Genomic DNA, 18,444 nt, shown 5'->3' with positions numbered 1-18,444 from the left:
GCTACTGGACGGCGAACGGCCGGCGGTCCGGCTCGCAGACCGTCCCGCGCGCGGGCAGCTCGCCGCTGACCAGATACCGCACCTCACTGTCGGCGGCGCAGGCGCTCGGGTTGCCGAGGACCGTGTGCCCGTAGCCGTCGACGGTCAGCAGCCGGCCGCGCGCGAGGGTGTCGGCCATGGCCCGGGAGCCCTCGTAGGGCCAAGCGGGGTCCCCGGTGTTGGCGACCACCAGGATGGGCGCGGAGGTGTAGCGGTTCCACGGCCCGGTGTAGCGGTCCGGTCGGCCGCCGGCGGGCCATTCGGCGCAGCGCTGGGTCTGCCAGACCCAGGACGGTCTGGCGTCGCCCGACCGTGCCCGGGTGAGATCGGCCAGGGCCGGATAGTCGGCGCCGGCAGGCGGGTTCGCGGTGTCGGAGCACAGCACGCCGAGGGTCTGCTCCGGCTGCTGCCCCGCGACGCCGGTCGGCGGTGCCCCCTGCGCGTCGGGCGCGGTCCACAGCCCCTCTGCAGTAGCGCGCCCAGGCCCGGCCGGCCCGTGCCGGGGACGTTCGGCAGATCTCTCTCCGGTCGTTTCCTGGTGGGGCGTCACCAAGACTTCCGGCGCGAACTGTCAGCTGGCTGTCAACTCACCTCGAGCTGGATGGTGTGGGCGTGGGTCAGCGCGGTCCCGTGCGCCTTGGTGCGCAGGTAGTGCACGTTGCTGGGGGAGACGTGCACGCCGGTGGGGACGCGGGTGATCACCTCGATGCCGTAGGCGGCGAGCTGCTCGGCCTTGTCGGTGTTGTTGCTGAGCAGGTCGATCCGGTCGGCGCCCAGCGTGTGCAGCATCTGCGCGGCCGCGGTGTAGTCGCGGCCGTCCTCGGGCAGGCCGAGGGCGGCGTTGGCGGCGTAGGTGTCGGCGCCGCCGTCCTGCAGGGCGTACGCGTCGAGCTTGTTGTAGAGCCCGATGCCGCGGCCCTCCTGGCGCAGGTAGAGCAGGTAGCCGCCGGTGAGGGCGATCTGCTCGACCGCCTCGCGCAGCTGCGGGCCGCAGTCGCAGCGCTCGGAGCCGAAGACGTCCCCGGTGAGGCACTCCGAGTGCAGCCGGACCAGCGGGGTCGCTGCGCCGCCCGGGTTGCCCAGCGCCAGCGCCAGGTGCTCGGCGCCGTCGGCGAGGTCGTGGAAGGTCAGCACGTCGGCGTCGACGCGGTAGCCGTCGCCGAAGCGCAGCGGGACGCGCACCGTGGTGCGGACGCGGGCCGGCGGCACCGCAGGCAGGTCGCGGGAAGTGCTGGGCATCTCCGGTCTCCGATCATCCAGGGGCGGGCGAGGGCGGCTGTCATGGTGAGAGCATGTTGTTCAAATTTGAACCCACTCTCCGGGTGACCGTACACCGTGGTTCAAATCTGAACAACCCGGTAGGCTTCCCGGTATGGCGCAGACCCGATGGCTGGACGAGCAGGAGATGGCGGCCTGGCGCGGCTTCCTCGCGGCGGGCCACCTGGTGGCGCGCCACCTGGAGCAGCAGCTCAAGGACGATTCGGGGCTGTCGCACACCCAGTACGAGATCCTGGTGCACCTCTCGGCGGCCCCCGATGGTGAGCTCAGGATGGCCGACCTGGCCGAGCGGCTGGTCACCTCCAAGAGTGGACTCACCTACCAGGTCGCGCAGTTGGAGAAGGCCGGGCTGGTCGGGCGGCGGTCCTGCACGAGCGACGTGCGCGGGGTCTTCGCCCAACTCACCGACCAGGGCGCGGCGGTGCTGCGGGAGGCGGCGCCCGGGCATGTCGAGGCGGTGCGCGAGGCGCTGATCGACGTCCTGGACCGCGACCAACTCGCGGTGCTGGCCGAGGCGCTGGGCGAGGTCGTCCGACGGCTGCGCGGCGACTCGACTCTCTAGCGAGAGGTGCGGTCGTCTCTGGCGGGAGGCGCGGTCGGCCGTTAGGCTCGGCCCAGCGCGGTCATGCCAATCATCGGTATGCGTGGAACAAGAACCTGCTCTGCCCTGCCCGGATCCGCCCAGGCCCGTAGGAGCGCTCATGTTCAGCACCGCCCCCCGCCCGCTCGCCCCCTCCTCCCGTCGACTGCTGCGCCCGGCCCTCGCCGCCCTCGCCCTCGGCACCCTGCTGCTCGGCGCGACAGCCGTCCCCGCGCAGGCCGACGCCGCCGGCCGCCCGTTCCAACCATCCCACCCCGAACGGGACTTCGCCGGCTCCACGGTCGTCGCCCACGAGGGCCGCGGCCCCTCGGGACCGCTCCAGCCGCAGGTCACCCAGACCCCCGGCCTGGACGTCTCCAGCTACCAGGGCAGCGTCAACTGGAGCGCCGCCGCCGGCGCGGGCGCCAGATTCGCCTACGTCAAGGCGACCGAGGGCACCGGCTACACCAACCCCGACTTCACACAGCAGTACAACGGCTCCTACAACACCGGACTGATCCGCGGCGCCTACCACTTCGCCCTGCCGAACGCCTCCAGCGGCGCCACCCAGGCGAACTACTTCGTCAGCCACGGCGGCGGCTGGTCGGCCGACGGCAAGACCCTGCCGCCCGCACTCGACATCGAGTACAACCCCTACGGCGCCACCTGCTACGGCCTCAGCCAGGCCGCCATGGTCAGCTGGATCCACGACTTCAGCAACACCGTCCACACCCGCACCGGCCGCTACCCGACCATCTACACCACCAACGACTGGTGGTCGACCTGCACCGGCGACAACGCCGGCTTCGGCACCACCAGCCCGCTCTGGATCGCCCGTTACTCCTCCTCGCCCGGCACCCTGCCGAACGGCTGGTCGTACCAGACCTTCTGGCAGTACGCCGACTCCGGCACCTTCCCCGGCGACCAGGACTACTTCAACGGCGCCTACACCCAGGTCCAGGCCCTCGCCAAGGGCTGAGCCCGGCCACCGGTCACTGCTGCCGCGCGAACGCTTTCAGGAGGTGTCCGGTCGCCGCCTGGACGATCCGGCGCACGTCGGTTGGCACGCCCGGGCAGGCGTCGGTGCGCAGAGCGCAGATCCAGTTCTCGGTGCCCGCGTCGAAGACGGTCGCGCCGCTCGCCGCGGTGTAGGAGGTGGCGTTCGCCGTGGTCGGCGGGCCGAAGGCGCAGGCGACCTCGGCGTGTCCGAGGACGGTGACCTTCGGTGCGCGTCCGGACGTCGTGTCGAGGTGGTCGGACTCCGGTCCGACCAGCCCGGTCAGCTGCTGCCCTGCCGTGACGCCGGTGCCGGCCCACGGAAGGCCGGCCGGGTTCTCGACCACCAGGGGCGCGTTGGTGTGCGCGTCGCAGGCGTAGGCCTGGCCGGTCAGCGAGCTCTGCGGGTCGGCGTCCGGCGGGCTCGGCCAGTTGCCGGTGACCCGGCTGTCGTCCTTGCCGTAGAGCGGATCCTCCTGCGGCACCTTGTAGTTGACCTCCACCCGGTCGGGCCCGTTCGCCGACGGCTCGAACCGGATCCTGCGGTAGAGCGCGTTCGCGCCGAGGAACGCGAGGTTGCTGCCGGCGTCCCGGGCGTGCGTGGCGGTGGTTCGCATCGCCGGCGACCAGTACTCGTCGTGCCCCTCGCTCAGCACGGCCGCCGCGCCGTCCAGCGCGTGCGGGTCGAGGTCGAGGTCCACGCTCGTGCGGTACGCGAGCGGCAGGCCCTGGCGTTCGGCGAAGGCGACCAGTGGCTGCTCGAGCTGGAAGAAGTCCGCCGCGCCGTCCTCGTCCTGGTACGGCCTGTCGAAGCTCACCGCCCGCGCGCGCGTCGCGAACGCGCCGTCCGGCCCGAAGTACAGGTTCCGCCCTCCCCAGGTGTTGTACGCCTGGTACGAGGTCACCGGCTGGACCAGCACCACCCGGCCGGCCACCGATGGCGACTCGACCGTCAGCGGCACCCAGCGCCTGCCGCCCGAGGCGGCGTCGAGCCGGAGCAGGTACGACCCCGGCGGCCAGCCGTCGGTCGGGACGGTGAGGCTCGGTTGCCACGGTGCGACCGTCGTCCCGCGGGCGTCGGTGGTGGGTGCGGGCTGCGAGCGGCCGGGCGTCTGCGGGGAGGACCAGACGAGGCGGGCGGGCAGGCCCCCGGCGTACGCGCCGAAGCGGTAGGCGCGGACCTGGAAGGTGCTTGCGGTGGTGGAGACCATGAGCCGTACGGGCAAGCCGGGTAGGACGCCGGCACGGTCGGCGTAGCCCTGGATCTCGTCCGCCGGCCCGGGGGCGGCGATCGCCCAGTCGGGCGCGCCGGGGAGGGCGGCCTCGGGGGTGGGGGCTGGGGTGGCGGTGGGGGCCGGAGTGGCGGACACCGGGTGTGCGGCGGGCCGGTGGGCGCTGGTGCAGCCGGTGACGAGCGACGCGGCGACGAGTGGGAGGATGACCCGCCGGGCGACTGGCACGTCCCGACCGTACTGCGCGGGTCGTAACGGTCCGCTCATTTGCGCGCACGCCGCGCCGCAACAAGAGCAAGAGAACAAGACACGGAGACGGCATGACCAGGGTCCCACTCGAAGAACTGCGCGCAGTGATCCACCCGCCGGGCAAGCTCGACAGCCGGGCGGAACACTGGGCCGGACGCCTCTACATGCGCTCCGTCTCGCTACGGCTGACCCGGCTGATGCTCGGCACCCGTTGGTCGCCGAACCAGATCACCGGCGTCATGGTGGTCGCCGGCGTGCTCTCCGGGGCCGCGCTGCTGATCCCCGGGCTGCTCGGCGCCGTGCTGTGCGTGCTGTTCATGCAGCTCTACCTGCTGCTTGACTGCGTGGACGGCGAAGTCGCCCGCTGGCGCAAGCAGTTCAGCCCGCTCGGGGTCTACCTCGACCGGCTCGGCGCGTACCTCGCGGATGCCGCCGTGATGGTCGGCATGGGCTTTCGGGCCGCCTCGCTCGGCCTCAGCCCCTACCTGGTGGCCGGGATGGCGGCGGCCATCGGCGTGCTGATCCTGAAGGCGTCCTCGGACCTGGTCCACGTGGCGCGGGCGGACAGCGGGCTCGCGAAGGCCACCGACCAGTCGGTCGTGCCGCGCTCCTCCGGCCTGGCCACGGTGCGCCGCCTGGCCTCCGCCGTCGGCCTGCACCGGCTGGTCAACGGCATCGAGTGCACGCTGGTGCTGCTGGTCGCGGCGGTGGCCGACGCCGCTACCGGCCACCTGGCGGCGACCAGGGCCGTGGTCGCCGGTGTCACGGTGATCGTCTGGGTCCTGGTGCCGGCGCACATCGTCTCGATCGTCGCCTCCTCCCGCCTGAAGAGGTAACCGCGGCAGGGCCGGCCGCCGGCCGATCCCGGAGCGGGCTCCCGGTGGGACATTTCGGGACGTACTGTGACAGGGAGGGAAGCCCGTCGGGGCGACCGACCCGAGGAGGAGACATGGGCATCTTCGACAGGTTCCGGTCCAAGGCGCATCAGTCCGCGGATCCCGCTGAACGCGCGGCCCTGGCACACGACGAGGCGGCGGACGCGTTCGCCGTCGACGTCGAGAAGTCCGCCGAGTCCGTCCGAGCGGAGCGCGAGCCGAGCGACGAGGAACGCCTGGCCGCCGAGAACATGACCGCCGAGGGCGACCCCTGGGGCTGAGGCGGCAGCTCTGAGTCCGGTCACCTCACTCATCCAGGTGAGGTTCTGGCCGATCCGGGGGAGCCTCTACGCTGGGAATCAACTCGTCTGAGGGAACGCTGACTTGACACCATGATCGGCTCTGCCCCTATAACTGGGTCTCCGGCCGGCGATCCTGCCGACCGGAGACCGGCAGGGAGGCGGCGGAACGGTGGGTACGGTACCGAGGGCCACGAGGGCGGCGGTTGCGGGGGTCGAACGGACCGACCTGGCCGATCCCGCTTTCTGGCGGCTGCCCGCCGCCGAGCAGGCCGCGGCCTTCGCAGGGCTGCGTCAACTCCCAACGCCTACCTACTTCGTGGAGCGTCCGCGATCGCTGTTCCGGGCCGAGCGGGGGTTCCATGCGCTGGTCCGGCATGCCGACGTGGTGGCCGCCAGCCGGACGCCGGAGGTGTTCCGCAGCGCGCCCGGCGTCACCACGCCCGAACCGCCGCGCTGGGTCCGCGCGTTGTTCGGCGACTCGATGGTCAACCTGGACGACCCGGACCACGCGCGGCTGCGCCGGATCGTCTCGCGCGCCTTCACGCCGCGGCTGATCGCGCAGGTCGAGGAGGACATCCACTGCGTGGCGCGGCGGATCGTCGACGACGTGATCGCGCACCGGCCGGAGGACTTCGTGCGCTCGGTCGCCGCCGAGCTGCCGTTCCAGGTGATCTGCGCCATGATGGGCATCCCCGAGGAGCGGCGTCCGGCGATCCTGGCCGAGGTGGACCACGCCTCGGAGCACACCGGGGTCCAGCGCCCGCTGCGGCAGCGGATCCGCCTTCCCGGCCGGGGACTTCGCGCACTGGCCCGGATGCAGGGCATGGTCGCCGACCTGGGCCGGGAGCGGCGGCGCAGGCCCACCGACGACCTGATCTCGGCCCTGGTCACGGCGGATGTGGACGGCCGGTCCCTGAGCTATCGCCAACTCGGCGCGTTCTTCTCGCTGTTGCTGGTGGCGGGCGTGGAGACCACGCGTAACGCGCTGGCGCACGGCCTGCATCTGCTCACCGAGCACCCCGAGCAGCGCGCACTGCTGCTCGCGGATCCGGACGCCCACCTGGACGGTGCGGTGGACGAGATCATCCGCTGTGCGACCCCGATCATCCAGTTCCGCCGCACCCTGGCCACCGAGCACACTCTGGGCCGCGCCCAACTGGCCCGCGGCGACAAGGTGGTGCTGTACTACGGTTCCGCCAACCGCGACGAGTCGGTCTTCACCGACCCCGACGTCTTCGACATCACCCGCCGACCCAACCCGCACCTGGGCTTCGGCGGCGGCGGTCCGCACTTCTGCCTCGGCGCCCCACTGGCCCGGCAGGAGATGAAGGTGCTCTACCGCGAGCTGTTCACCCGGCTGCCCGAGCTGCGCTCGGTCGGCGCTCCGGAGCTGGTCCCGTCCAGCTTCGACAACCGGGTCCGCTCGCTTCGCTTCACCTTCTGACCCCCAGGAGAGTGCGACGGCTGACGGGACGTCGGAGCCCGCGCACGCGGGCCCGCTGCCCGGGGTGTCCGCGCCGGGTGAGGGCTTCGGCCGCCCCCGGTGCTCCCGGCTGGCCCGGTCGGGCCGTTTCCCGTCGCCGACCGGGTGGCATGTCCCTGCTGCGGGGAACCGGTCGGGGGCGGCCGGTCCCCGCGTCGGTCGCCTGGACGGAGGGGGCACAGCCATGGCGCAGACCATCGGGCTCGGCACGCAGAGCTGGACGAACGGCCCGGAGTACATCGTCGGTGCGGCGCCGGGACGGCTGCCGCTGCTGGGGCACGCCCTGCCGCTGCGCAGACGGCCGCTGGAGTTCCTCAGCGCGCTGCCGGCCCGGGGCGACCTGGTCACCGTCCACTTCGGCCGGCTCCCCGCGTACCTGGTCTGCCACCCCGAACTGGTGCGCCAGGTGCTGCGCGACCCGCAGACCTTCGACAAGGGCGGCCCGGTCTTCGACAAGGCCCGGCTGCTGATCGGCGACGGCCTGGTCACCTGCGGCCGCGCCGAGCACCGCCACCAGCGGCGCCTGGTGCAGCCGGCCTTCCACCCCGTCCGGGTCCGCGGCTACGCCCAGCAGGTCGTCGCCGAGGTGGACCGGGCCACTGCGGACTGGCAACCGGGCGTGCCCGTCGACGTCAGCGCCCGGATGCACACGCTGACCGCGCGGGTGACCGCCCGTACGCTCTTCTCCACCGACATCGACGAACCGACCATGGACGAGCTGGCGCACGACCTGTCCGTCGTGCTGGGCGGGATGCACCGGCGGATGGTGGCGCCGCTCGGGTGGTCGGCCCGGCTGCCGACTCCCGGCAACCGGCGCTTCCAGCGGGCGCTGCTGCGGCTCGGCGAGGTGATCGACACGATGATCGAGGACCACCGCCGCGATCCCGCCGACCGCGGCGACCTGCTCTCGGCGCTGCTGGCGGCCCGGGACGAGGAGAGCGGCGAGGGCCTGACCGGCCACCAGATCCACGACCAGGTGATGACCATGCTGTCGGCCGGGACCGAGACCACCGCGAACGCGCTGGCCTGGACCCTGCACCTGGTCGGCACCCACCCCGCGGTCGAGGGCCGGCTGCACGCCGAGCTGGACCGGGTGCTGGCCGGGCGCCCGCCGCAGGTCGAGGACCTGCCCGAGCTGGACTGCGCCCGCCGCACCCTCACCGAGTCGCTGCGCCTGCGCTCGCCGGTCTGGCTGCTCACCCGGGTGACCACGGTCGACACCGAGCTCGGCGGACGCCGGCTGCGGGCCGGCAGTACGGTCGCGTTCAGCCCGTACTCGCTGCACCACGACCCCGCGCTCTTCGCCGACCCCGAGGTCTTCGACCCCGACCGCTGGCTGCCCGAGCGCCTGGAGGAGGTGCCGCGTGGGGCGATGCTGCCGTTCGGCGGCGGCGCCCGCAAGTGCGTCGGCGACGCCTACGCGCTGACCGAGGCGACCCTCGCGCTGGCCCGGATCGCCGAGCGCTGGCGGCTGACCCCGCAGCCGGGGCGCCCGGTCCGGGCGCAGCCGCGGATGACGCTGGGCACCGGCCCGCTGCCGATGCTGCCCGTGCCGCGCTGACCGCGGTTTCGAGACATCCGCCCTGGCCTGCGAGAATCCCTGTCGGACGGGTCGGCGACTGCCGATCCGTCAGCACGCCTGAAGGGAACCCCTGGTGCCGATACCCAGCCGCCGGCTCGCCGTGGTCGCGCTCTCCGTCCTGCTGACCGCGCTGCCGCTGGCCGCCTGCTCCGCCGAGAAGGCCGGCCACCCCGGCTCGACCGCGGGTACCGCCGCGCCGGGCCCCGCCGTCGCCATCCCGGTGGGGGCCGGACCGCAGTCCGTCTACGCGGCCTCGCCGCAACCCGCCCCGGACTCCTGCCACTTCCGCTACACGGCGGACAGGCAGCCGTTGCCCGACCCGGCCTGCACGCCCGGGGCGACCAGCCCGGCGGTGACCCAGGCGACCGTCGCCACGACGATCTGCAAGGCCGGCGGCTACACCTCCGCGATCCGGCCCAGCACCGGCGTCACCAGCAAGGAGAAGGCCGCGAACGCCAAGTCCTACGGCTACACCGGCCCGATGGGCGACGCGGAGTACGACCACCTGATCAGTCTCCAGCTGGGCGGCGACCCCAACGACCCGCGCAACCTCTGGGTCGAGCCGCCGTCCCCCGGCCATGTGCCGGGCAAGGGCCCCAACAACCCCAAGGACTCGGTGGAGACCCGCCTGCACACCGCCATCTGCAAGAACCAGGTCACCCTGGCCGCCGCCCAGCAGGCGATAGCCGCCGACTGGACGACGGCCGAGGCCAGGCTCGGCCTGAGTGCCGGCCCGGCGACCACCAGCGACCCGGACGACGACGCGAACTGAGACTCCCGCCCGCAGGATCAGCCGGCGTCCGGCAGTTCGGTGAGCGGGACGGCGGGGTCGGCGAGCTTCGCCAGGTCCACCACCCGCCCGGAGCGGACGAGTTCGCGGATCGGGTCGGTGACGTCCCAGACGTTGACGTTCATGCCGGCCAGTACCCGGCCGCCGGAGAGCCAGAAGGCGATGAACTCGCGGGCCGCGACGTCCCCGCGGAACACCACCCGGTCGTAGCCGCCGGGTTCGACGTAGCCGGTGTACTCCATGCCGAGGTCGTACTGGTCGGTGAAGAAGTACGGCGTACGGTCGAAGGCGACGTCCTGGCCGAGCATCGCGCGGGCGGCGGTGCGCGGCTGGTGGACGGCGTTGGCCCAGTGCTCCACGCGCAGGTGGCGGCCGAGCAGGGGGTGGTAGGCGTTGGCGACGTCGCCGGCCGCGAAGACGTCGGGGTCCGAGGTGCGCAGGCTCTGGTCGGTCTTGACGCCGTTCTCCACCGTGATGCCCGCGGCCTGGGCGAGTGCGGTGTTGGGGGTGATGCCGATGCCGATCAGCACGGCGTCGGCCTCCACCACCGTGCCGTCCGCCAGGCGCACGCCCGTCACGCCGTCCGGGCCGCCGGTCAGCGACTGGACCTGGACGCCGAAGTGCAACTGCACGTCGTGGTCCCGGTGCAGGGCGGCGAAGACCTCGGCGACCTCGGGGCCGAGCACCCGCAGCAGCGGCAGCCCGGCGCTCTCCAGTACGGCCACCTGGACGCCGGCGCCCCGCGCGGCGGCCGCCGCCTCCAGGCCGATCCAGCCCGCGCCGATCACCGCGATCCGGTCGGCGGAGCGGAACGCCGCCCGCAGCCGGTCGCTGTCGCCGAGCGTGCGCAGGTAGTGCACGCCGTCCAGCTCGGCGCCCGGGACCGGCAGCGGGCGCGGGGAGGAGCCGGTGGTCAGCAGGAGTTTCGCGTAGTCCAGGGTGGCGCCGTCCTGGAGGGTGATCCGGTGCGCCGCCGGGTCGACGGCGGTGACCCGGGTGCCGAGCCGCAGGTCGATCCGCTGTTCGCGGTACCACTCCTGCGGGTGCACGAAGACCTTCTCCCGGGGCTCCGCGCCCATCAGATAGCCCTTGGACAACGGTGGCCGCTCGTACGGGAGTTCGCTCTCCTCGCCGATCAGCACCAGCGGGCCCTGCCAGCCCTCCTCGCGCAGTGTGCGGGCGGCGCTCGCGCCGGCCAGGCTCGCTCCGACGATGACGTGTGGCGTGTTCGCGTCCATGGCCGACTCCTTGGTCTGCGGGCTGTCGGGTCCATCACAGCCCGCAGACACGGCGGGTGCCAACCGCCACGCGGGGGACGGCTGGGGGAGGCCGAATCGAGCGGCCTGGGCGCGGCGGGCGGAAGATGGAAGGACCCCGGCCGCGCGGGCGCGGCGAAGCTTCTCAAGGAGGCGGCGATGGAACCCATGAACGATGCCGGGCCCGCGGGGCCGCCGGCGGTCGAAGCTCCCCGAGAGCCCGGGATGGCGCGCCGGGCGCTGACGGCGCTCTACGAGATCAGGATCCACACGGTGTTCGTCCTGGTCGCGGCCTCGCTGGGGCTTGGACTGTGCGCCCCGCAGATCGAGACCGAGTGGGTGGTGGCGATCTTCGCGGGCTTCTGGGCCATCACCGTGGTCGCGATGATCGCGCTGGCCGCCAGGATGCTGGAGGAACGCCCCGCCAGGGGACGCCACCGTCGTGTGACGCAGAGCTGAAAGCCCGCTGCGGACCGTGACCATCTGGTTCGCGGTCCGCAGCGGCGCGGTGTCCAGCGGGGCTTACGGCTGCATCTCGTACGCGCCGGAGAGCGCCGCGACCTGCTCCCAGAGCCGCTCGGCGCGCTCGGCGTCGGCGACCGGGCGGCGGACGTGGGCCAGCGCCCAGGCAGCCTGCTCCTCGGTCGCGGAGGCCTTGCCGTGCAGCTCGGTGGCGTGCGCCGAGAAGTCCCGGACCAGCACGTCGAAGATGCCGTCCAGCAGGTCGCCGTCCAGGCCGACCAGCTCGGCCTGCTCCAGGATCAGCTGGCCGTAGACGACCAGCGCGAAGAGCTGGCCGATCTCCAGCAGGAAGTCCAGGTCCTGCTGCTGCGCCTGGTCGGGGGCGTGCGCGAGCAGCAGCGCGCACAGGCCGTCGGCCTGCTCGCGGAAGCGCGCCACGTTCGCCACCCCGGCGTGCGCGTCGTACGCGGTGCGCCAGTCGTGGAAGCGGATCGCGCCCAGGCCCTGGGCCGGTCCCTGCTGGAAGAGGAACGCGTCGTCCGCGGCGTCGGTGCGGGTCGGCACCGCCGGGTACTCGGCGGGCGCGAACAGGTAGTTGCCCATGAACTTGAGGATCAGCGCCAGGTTGACGTGGACGGTGCCCTCCAGCTTCGGCAGGCCGCGGATGTCGCGCGCGGCCTTGTCGAAGTAGGTGTCCGCCTCGAAGCCCTTGGCCGCGATGACGTCCCACATCAGGTCGATGACCTTCTCGCCCTCGGTGGTGACCTTCATCTTGGTCATCGGGTTGAAGAGCAGGTAGCGGCGGTCCTCGGGGGAGGCGGTACGGAAGTAGTCCACGGCGCGGTCGCTGAACAGCTTCATCGCGTTCAGGCGGGCGTAGGCGTCGGTCAACTCCCGGCGCACGTGCGGGAAGTCGGTGACCTTCTTGCCGTACAGCACGCGGTTGTGGGCGTGCGTGACAGCCTCGTACATCGCGTGCTCGCAGATGCCGACCGAGGCGGTGCACAGGTTGAACTTGCCGACGTTGACGGTGTTCAGGGCGGCGTCGAAGGCGGCCTTGCCGGTGTGCAGCACGTCCTCGGCGGTGACCGGGTAGTCCTCCAGGCGGAACTCGCTGACGTACATCTGCGAGTTCACCACGTTCTTGACCAGGTGGTAGGCCGGGTGCCGGCTGTCCGCGGCGAAGAAGACGTAGCCCTCGGGGCCCTCGACGTCGGAGCGGCGGCCGAAGACCGAGACCAGGCCGGCCACGTTGCCGTTGCCGATGTAGTACTTGGAGCCGTTGGCGCGGAAGCCGCCCTCGCCGTCCGGGGTGAGGATCAGGTCGGTCGAGTAGATGTCGGCGCCGTGGGTGCGCTCGGACAGACCGAAGGCCATCACGTGACCCTCCGTCAGGAGCTGGGCGGCGCGGGCCCGCAGGGCCTCGTTCTCGCTCTGCCAGACCGGACCGAGACCCAGGATGGTGACCTGCCAGGTGTACCAGTAGCCCAGGCCGTAGAAGCCGAGGATCTCGTTCAGTGCGGCGTTGCGAGAGGTGTCCCAGCGCTTGGCGGCGTCGCCGCCGGCCTGCTCGGCCGGGGTCAGGAAGGCCGCGAACAGGCCTTCCTTGGCGGCGAATTCGAGGAAGTCGCCGTACCAGGACCGGTCGATGTAGGAGTCGATCAGCGCCTTCTTGCCGCGCGACTCGAACCAGTCGACGGTGGCCCGCAGCAGACGGCGGGTCGGCTCGTCGAACTGCGCGGGGTCGTAGGTCCGGGGGTTGAACAGCAGGGATTCGGCCATCATGAGTCCAAGGTGTGTGGAGTGAGGGTCAGTTGCCTGAGGTGGGGAGAGAGTTCAGTGGCTGAGTCTGTGCAGGGTGACCAGGACGTCGTCCAGCCAGGCCAGCGTCATCCGCTCGTACTCGATGCCGCCGCGCAGCACCACGTGCTGGAGCTGCTGCTGGACGTCGAGGGATTCGAGGTCGGGGAAGTCCCGCTGCTCGCCCGCGAGATAGCGGTCGAGCAGCTCGGCGTGGGCGGTGCGGTGGCGCTCCACCTCGGGGATCAGCGCGGCCGGGTCGTCGAAGGCGGCGGCGCGGATCCGGACCGCCATCTCGTGGCGGACCGACTCGGGCTGGACGGGCTCGCGCAGCCAGGCGGCGAGCGCGGCGCGGCCGGGCTCGGCGGCCGAGTAGATCTTCTTGTCCGGCCTGGCGCTCTGCGCGGTCAGCTCGACGGCCAGCCAGCCGTCGGCCTCCATCCGGCCCAGCACGCGGTAGATCTGCTGGTGGGTGGCGGTCCAGAAGCGCCCGATGGAGCGGTCGAAGCGCCGGGCCAGCTCGTAGCCGGAACCGGGCTGCTCCAGCAGGGAGACGAGGATCGCGTACTCAAGCGCCATGGCCCCAGCTTGCTATGCAACGAGTTGCATAGCAAGTGTGTCCGGGCGGCGTGAGACGCAGGTCACGGTCGTTGCCGGGCCTGCCGCAGTTGTTCAGAGGTGCAGCGGGAGCACCTCGAAGGAGGCCGCGAAGCGGACCCCGAGCCGGCTGCCGGTGGCCCGGGCCATCGACTCCAGGAAGCCCTCGGCGTCCGCCATGCTCCCGCCGAGGCCGGCCAGGTAGGCCTGGTGCGCCTTGAGCGAGGCGACCCCGGTGTCGAAGAAGTCGGTGGTGTCCACCGCGTGCCGGCCCTCCGGGGAGCCCGCTGCCCAGAGCTGGCGCACCCCGTTCCACGGCTGGTGGCCCTCCGCCGTCAGCTCGGGGAAGACCCAGCGGTTGCCGGCGTCGCGAACCGCGTCCAGGGTGGCCCGGCCCGCCGCGATGTGGTCGGCCTGGTTGGGGAAGGTGCCGCCGTAGGTGTCGCGGAAGTTGGAGGTGATCACGATGTCAGGGCGGTGTCGGCGTACCAGCCGGGCGATGTCGCGGCGCAGCGGCAGTCCGTACTCCAGCACGCCGTCCGGGTGGCCCAGGAACTCGACGGTGTCCACTCCGACCAGGGCGGCCGACCTGATCTGCTCGGCCTCGCGCACCGGGCGGCACTGCGCCGGGTCCATCGAGTCGATGCCGGCCTCGCCGCTGGTGATCATCGCGTAGACGACCGTCTTGCCCTGCGAGGTCCAGTGCGCGACGGCGGCCGCGGCGCCGTACTCCATGTCGTCCGGATGGGCGACGACCGCCAGGGCCCGCTCCCAGTCCTCGTCCAGTGGTTCGAGCGGCGCCGGGGCCGGTTCCGTCATGGGGGAGTTCCCTTCCGGTAGTTGATCATCCGTCAGGTCACTGTAGCCACGTCCTGCGCCCGCGCGGGCATCCGCGCCGAGGTGGACACCAGGGAGTACGAGAGCGCGCTGAACTCCGGTCGGCGGACCAGCTCGCGGAACCGGGCCAGCTCGTCCGGGGTCAGGCCGGCCGCCAGCAGGCGGTCCTGGAGCTGGCGGGAGTTGATCTCGTGCAGCCGGGCGCCGCCCTCGCCCGTCCAGCTCTCGGCGTGCACGGTGGTGTGCACCTCGCGCAGGCCGAGCGCGGTCATCGCGGCGGGCGCGCGGTGCGCCCAGTGCAGGTCGGCGCCGAGCGTGCCGAGCACGTCGAGGATGCCGTCGACCACCCGGGCGAAGAGCTCCCGCTGCTCGGGGGCGAGGTCGCAGAGCACGTGCAGCGGGCTGCGGTCGAACTCCTCGACGAGCAGCACACCGCCCGGACGCAGCGCGCCGGCCAGGGTGGCCAGTACCTCGTGCCGCTCGGGCAGGTGCAGCAGGACCAGGCGGGCGTGGATCAGGTCGAAGCCCTCGCCCGGCGGCTCCTCGTGGCGCACGTCGTGGCGGCGCAGCTCCAGATTGGCGGCCTCGCCGTGGAACCGGGCCGGGTCGATGTCGGTGGCGATCACCCGCCCCTGCGGGCCGACCCGCTCGGCGAGCAGCCGGGCGATCGAACCGCCGCCCGCGCCCACCTCCCAGCAGCGGGCGCCGGGCGGCAGCCCCAGGTCGTCCAGCTGGCGGGTGGTGATCGGGTCCAGGAAGGCTTCCAGGACGGCGAGTTGGACCTCGGCGTCGGCGGCTCGGTTGTCGAAGGCGTACGCGGTCTCGGGCATCAGGGGGTGGCCTCCAGGTCAGGGGTGAAAGAGAGTGCGGCGAGCAGCGGGGAGGGGTCGGTGCGGGCCGCGGCGCCGTCCTGGGTGGCGGTGGTGCGGCCCGCGGTCAGGACGGTCAGCCGCTCGGCCACCGCCGCGGCCGTCCGCAGCTGCGGGGCGGCCAGCAGGACGGTCAGCCCGTCGTCGGCCAATCGGCGGGTCAGCGCGAGGACCTCGTCGGCGACGGCGGGCGCCAGGCCCTCGGTCGGCTCGTCCAGCAGCAGGAGCCGAGGCTGGCCGAGCAGTGCCCGGGCCAGGGCGAGCATCTGCTGCTCGCCGCCGGAGAGCCGGCCGCCCAGCTGCGAGCGCCGCTCGTCCAGCCGGGGCAGCAGCCGCAGGACGGCCTGCGGGGTCCACGGCGCGGCCTGCCCGCGCGGGCGGCGGTGTGCCAGCGCCAGGTGCTCGGCCACGGTGAGCCGGGCGAAGACCCGCCGTCCCTGCGGCACCAGGCCCACGCCGGCCTGCGCGATCCGGTGCGGCGGCTGCCCGTCGAGGCGGCGGCCGGCCAGCGTGACGCTGCCCCGGGAGGGGCGGACCAGTCCGGCGACGGTGTGCAGCAGGGTGGTCTTGCCGGCGCCGTTGTGCCCGAGGACGGCGTGCATGCTGCCCTCGGGGAGGGTGAGGTCGATGCCGTGCAGCACCGTGCCGCCGCCGTAGCCGGCGCCGAGGCCCTGGATCTCCAGCATCGTCACAGCTCCCGGCTGCCGAGGTAGACGGACCGGACCTGGGGGTCGGCGCCGACGGCGGCGGGCGTGCCGTGCGCCAGGACCCGGCCCTCGTGCAGCACCGTGATCCGGCCGGCCAGCGCGCCGACGAAGGCCAGGTCGTGCTCGACCAGGACCACTGCCACCTCGGCGGGGAGCCCGGCGAGCACCGCGATCAGCCGGGCGGACTCGGTGTCGGTCAGCCCGGCTGCCGGCTCGTCCAGCAGGAGCAGTCGGGGCCGGCCCGCCAGCGCCGCCGCGAGCTCGACCAACCGCCGCTGTCCGTGCGAGAGTTGGCCGGCCGGACGGTCGGCGAGATCGGCCGCGCCGACCCGGTCGAGCCAGTCCAGCGCGCCGGCGCGCAGCGCGCGGTAGCGGCTCGGCCGCCAGAACCCGCGCAGGTCGGCGCGCGGCCAGGCCGCCAGCGCCACGTTGTCCAGTGCGGTCAACGAGGCGGCGACCGCGGGCTGTTGGAACGTGCGGGCGATGCCGGCCCGGGCCCGTCGGGCGGGCCCGGTGGCGCCGAGGTTGCGGCCGTCCAGCAGGACCCGGCCGGTCGAGGGGCGTACGGTGCCGGCGATCAGGGCCAGCAGGGTGGACTTGCCGGCGCCGTTCGGGCCGATCACGGCGTGCCGCTCGCCGTCGCGGACCATGAGGTCGACTCGGTCGACGGCGGTCAACTGGCCGTAGCGGCAGGTGACTTCGCTGAGAGTCAGGCTCACGGGCGCCTCAGCCGGATGCTCGTGATGCCGTCCGGCAGCAGGTAGACGGCCGCGACGAAGAGGGCTCCGAGCAGCAGCGGTCCGTGCCCCGGCCAGTGCGCGGCCAGCTGGTCGCGGACGACCACCACCAGAACCGTGCCCGCCAGCGCGCCCAGCGGCGAGCCGATGCCGCCGAGCACCGCGGCGAGCAGCACCAGCGAGGAGGTGCCGAAGCCGACGTCGGCGGGGGAGACGTAGCTCTGCTCGGTCACCAGCAGCGCGCCGCCGAGCCCGGCCAGCGCGCCCGCGCCGATGTAGGCGGCGAGCAGGTGGCCGCCGACCCGGTGGCCGGCGGCGCGCATCCGCTCCTCGTGGTCGCGGCTGCCGGCCAGCAGCAGCCCGAGCGGGGAGCCGAGCACCAGGACGGTCACGCCGAGCGCGAGCGCGGTGACCACCACCAGGTATCGGTAGAGCGCCGTATCGTCCGTCAACGGTGAGCCACCCCACCAGAGTTGTACCGGCGGGATGCCCGCGAGGCCGTCCGTTCCGCCGGTCACCGAGGTCCACCGGCCCGCCGCCGTGGCGACCAGCTCGCCGAGCGCCAGGGTGATCATCAACGCGGTGGCGCCCCGCGCCCGCACCACCACCGGGCCGGTGGCCAGCGCGAACAGCGCCCCGGCCAGCGCCGCCGCGACCAGCTGCGCCGGGCCCGTCGTCAGCCCGGCACGGGCCAGCAGCGCGGTCGCGTAGGCGCCGACGGCGAACGGTGCGCCCTGGCCGAGCGTGGGCAGGCCGGCCCGCCCGGTCAGCACGCTCACCCCGACGGCGGGCAGGCCGAGCGCGGCGGCGGGGGCCAGCATGGCGAGCGTCCCGTCGGCAAGGACGGCCGGGACGGCGAACAGCGCGAGCGCCGTCAGGGCCAGACCTGTGAGCAGCTGCGCCCTCATGCGCGCCGTCCCGGAGTGCGGCTGCGCAGGACGAGCGCGCCGGCCATCGCGGCGAACAGCAGGTAGGGGGCGAGGCCGGGCGCGAGCACCACGCCCAGCGTCTGGACCTCGCCGACGGCCACCGCCGCCACCAGCGCGCCGCCGACCGAGCCGAGGCCGCCGAGCACCACGACGACCAGCGAGAGCAGCAGCACGGTGTCCGCGCTCCCGGGCCCGGGCCCGATCACCGGCGCGCCGAGCACCCCGGCCAGCCCCGCCAGCGCACCGCCCGCGACCAGCACCCCCGCGTGCACCCGGCGCGGATCGGTGCCCAGGCAGGACACCATCTGCGGATCGTCCACCGTGGCCCGCACCAGCGCGCCGGCCCGGGTCCGGGTCAGCACCAGCTGTCCGGCGCCGGCCAGCGCGGCGGCCACCGCGATCAGCGCCAACCGGTGGACGGGGAACCGGTGCCCGGCCAGCAGCACGCTGCCGTTCAGCGCGGCGGGGAAGGCCACCGGCAGATCGCCGCCGCCCGCCGCGCTGCTCAGCAGGTCGCCGCCGATCAGCGCGAGGCCGAAGGTCAGCAGCGCCTGAGCGAGATGGCCGCGTCGGCGCAGCGGCGCGGTGAGCGCGGCCAGCAGCGCGCCGCCGACCGCCGCGGCCGCCGTGCCGGCGACCAGGGCGAGCAGCAGCCCGCGCCAGGTCCCGTCGCAGAGCGCAGCCGCGCTGTACCCGCCCACGGTGTACAGCGTGCCGTGGGCGAGGTTGAGCACGTCGCCGGTCCCGAAGGCCAGCGTGAGTCCGGCCGCCGCGACGAAGAGCAGCAGCCCGAAGGCCACCCCGTCGACGGCGGGCACCAGGTTGGCGTCGATCAGGCCCACGG

The 18,444-nt window shown here is 73.4% G+C and carries 18 protein-coding genes and 1 pseudogene; 8 read left to right on the top strand and 11 right to left on the bottom strand.

What is annotated here, in order from left to right:
* Window position 1: 1 nt before the first annotated feature.
* Together P3T37_RS07060 and ribA are read right to left on the bottom strand one after the other, a co-directional pair.
* The gene (locus P3T37_RS07060) at window positions 2-424 is read right to left on the bottom strand and encodes an alpha/beta hydrolase (RefSeq protein WP_280722577.1); all 423 of its coding nucleotides are present in this window, start codon (window positions 422-424) and stop codon (window positions 2-4) included.
* Window positions 425-621: 197 nt separating this feature from the next.
* Window positions 622-1,278: a GTP cyclohydrolase II gene (gene ribA, locus P3T37_RS07055; RefSeq protein WP_280722576.1), complete on the bottom strand. Its 657-nt coding sequence runs from the start codon at window positions 1,276-1,278 to the stop codon at window positions 622-624.
* Window positions 1,279-1,411: 133 nt separating this feature from the next.
* Here ribA and P3T37_RS07050 point away from each other — a divergent pair, with 133 nt between their 5' ends.
* Complete coding sequence (locus P3T37_RS07050; RefSeq protein ID WP_280722575.1) at window positions 1,412-1,879, top strand: MarR family transcriptional regulator; 468 nt, start codon at window positions 1,412-1,414, stop codon at window positions 1,877-1,879.
* Window positions 1,880-2,018: 139 nt separating this feature from the next.
* Window positions 2,019-2,876: a lysozyme gene (locus P3T37_RS07045; RefSeq protein WP_280722574.1), complete on the top strand. Its 858-nt coding sequence runs from the start codon at window positions 2,019-2,021 to the stop codon at window positions 2,874-2,876.
* Between the two features lie 13 nt (window positions 2,877-2,889).
* On the opposite strand, the gene P3T37_RS07040 is transcribed toward P3T37_RS07045, so the two are convergent.
* A complete protein-coding gene (locus P3T37_RS07040; protein WP_280722573.1) occupies window positions 2,890-4,353 on the bottom strand; it encodes a N,N-dimethylformamidase beta subunit family domain-containing protein in 1,464 nt (487 codons plus the stop codon).
* 92 nt (window positions 4,354-4,445) lie between these two features.
* Between P3T37_RS07040 and P3T37_RS07035 the strand changes: the two genes are divergently transcribed.
* The 5 genes from P3T37_RS07035 (at window position 4,446) to P3T37_RS07015 (ending at window position 9,388) form a co-directional block, all read left to right on the top strand.
* Window positions 4,446-5,210, top strand: a complete 765-nt coding sequence (locus P3T37_RS07035) for a CDP-alcohol phosphatidyltransferase family protein (protein ID WP_280722572.1) — start codon at window positions 4,446-4,448, stop codon at window positions 5,208-5,210.
* A 113-nt stretch (window positions 5,211-5,323) separates the two neighbouring features.
* Complete coding sequence (locus P3T37_RS07030; protein ID WP_280722571.1) at window positions 5,324-5,530, top strand: hypothetical protein; 207 nt, start codon at window positions 5,324-5,326, stop codon at window positions 5,528-5,530.
* A 190-nt stretch (window positions 5,531-5,720) separates the two neighbouring features.
* Window positions 5,721-6,995 carry a cytochrome P450 gene (locus P3T37_RS07025; RefSeq protein WP_280722570.1) on the top strand — a complete coding sequence of 425 codons (1,275 nt, stop codon included), beginning with the start codon at window positions 5,721-5,723 and terminating at the stop codon, window positions 6,993-6,995.
* Window positions 6,996-7,218: 223 nt separating this feature from the next.
* Window positions 7,219-8,595 carry a cytochrome P450 gene (locus tag P3T37_RS07020; RefSeq protein WP_280722569.1) on the top strand — a complete coding sequence of 459 codons (1,377 nt, stop codon included), beginning with the start codon at window positions 7,219-7,221 and terminating at the stop codon, window positions 8,593-8,595.
* Between the two features lie 94 nt (window positions 8,596-8,689).
* A complete protein-coding gene (locus tag P3T37_RS07015) occupies window positions 8,690-9,388 on the top strand; it encodes a hypothetical protein (protein WP_280722568.1) in 699 nt (232 codons plus the stop codon).
* 17 nt (window positions 9,389-9,405) lie between these two features.
* Here P3T37_RS07015 and P3T37_RS07010 read toward each other — a convergent pair whose 3' ends face one another.
* Window positions 9,406-10,644 carry an FAD-dependent oxidoreductase gene (locus P3T37_RS07010; RefSeq protein ID WP_280722567.1) on the bottom strand — a complete coding sequence of 413 codons (1,239 nt, stop codon included), beginning with the start codon at window positions 10,642-10,644 and terminating at the stop codon, window positions 9,406-9,408.
* Window positions 10,645-10,821: 177 nt separating this feature from the next.
* On the opposite strand from P3T37_RS07010, the gene P3T37_RS07005 reads away from it, so the two are divergent.
* Entirely contained in the window at window positions 10,822-11,121 is a 300-nt protein-coding gene (locus P3T37_RS07005) for a hypothetical protein (protein ID WP_280722566.1), read from the top strand.
* Window positions 11,122-11,184: 63 nt separating this feature from the next.
* On the opposite strand, the gene P3T37_RS07000 is transcribed toward P3T37_RS07005, so the two are convergent.
* From P3T37_RS07000 to P3T37_RS06970, 7 genes and pseudogenes are all read right to left on the bottom strand, one after another.
* A complete protein-coding gene (locus P3T37_RS07000) occupies window positions 11,185-12,906 on the bottom strand; it encodes an acyl-CoA dehydrogenase (RefSeq protein WP_280722817.1) in 1,722 nt (573 codons plus the stop codon).
* A gap of 54 nt (window positions 12,907-12,960) precedes the next feature.
* Complete coding sequence (locus P3T37_RS06995) at window positions 12,961-13,503, bottom strand: PadR family transcriptional regulator (protein ID WP_280722565.1); 543 nt, start codon at window positions 13,501-13,503, stop codon at window positions 12,961-12,963.
* A gap of 93 nt (window positions 13,504-13,596) precedes the next feature.
* Window positions 13,597-14,340 carry a PIG-L family deacetylase gene (locus tag P3T37_RS06990; RefSeq protein WP_280722564.1) on the bottom strand — a complete coding sequence of 248 codons (744 nt, stop codon included), beginning with the start codon at window positions 14,338-14,340 and terminating at the stop codon, window positions 13,597-13,599.
* Between the two features lie 32 nt (window positions 14,341-14,372).
* Complete coding sequence (locus P3T37_RS06985) at window positions 14,373-15,188, bottom strand: class I SAM-dependent methyltransferase (RefSeq protein ID WP_280722563.1); 816 nt, start codon at window positions 15,186-15,188, stop codon at window positions 14,373-14,375.
* Window positions 15,188-15,913, bottom strand: coding sequence for an ATP-binding cassette domain-containing protein (locus P3T37_RS06980; protein ID WP_280722562.1), 726 nt, complete (start codon window positions 15,911-15,913; stop codon window positions 15,188-15,190). The genes P3T37_RS06985 and P3T37_RS06980 overlap by 1 nt, the downstream gene beginning before the upstream one ends.
* Window positions 15,914-15,915: 2 nt before the next feature.
* Window positions 15,916-16,653: an ATP-binding cassette domain-containing protein gene (locus tag P3T37_RS06975; RefSeq protein ID WP_280722561.1), complete on the bottom strand. Its 738-nt coding sequence runs from the start codon at window positions 16,651-16,653 to the stop codon at window positions 15,916-15,918.
* Window positions 16,650-18,442: pseudogene (locus P3T37_RS06970) on the bottom strand (branched-chain amino acid ABC transporter permease). Before P3T37_RS06970 ends, P3T37_RS06975 begins: the two are co-directional and overlap by 4 nt.
* Window positions 18,443-18,444: the final 2 nt, after the last annotated feature.

Origin of the sequence: Kitasatospora sp. MAA4 (genome assembly GCF_029893355.1) — a bacterium.
Classification (GTDB): Bacteria; Actinomycetota; Actinomycetes; order Streptomycetales; family Streptomycetaceae; genus Kitasatospora.
Note: the sequence above shows the minus strand (reverse complement) of the source record. Positions and strands in the feature narration are given on the sequence as shown.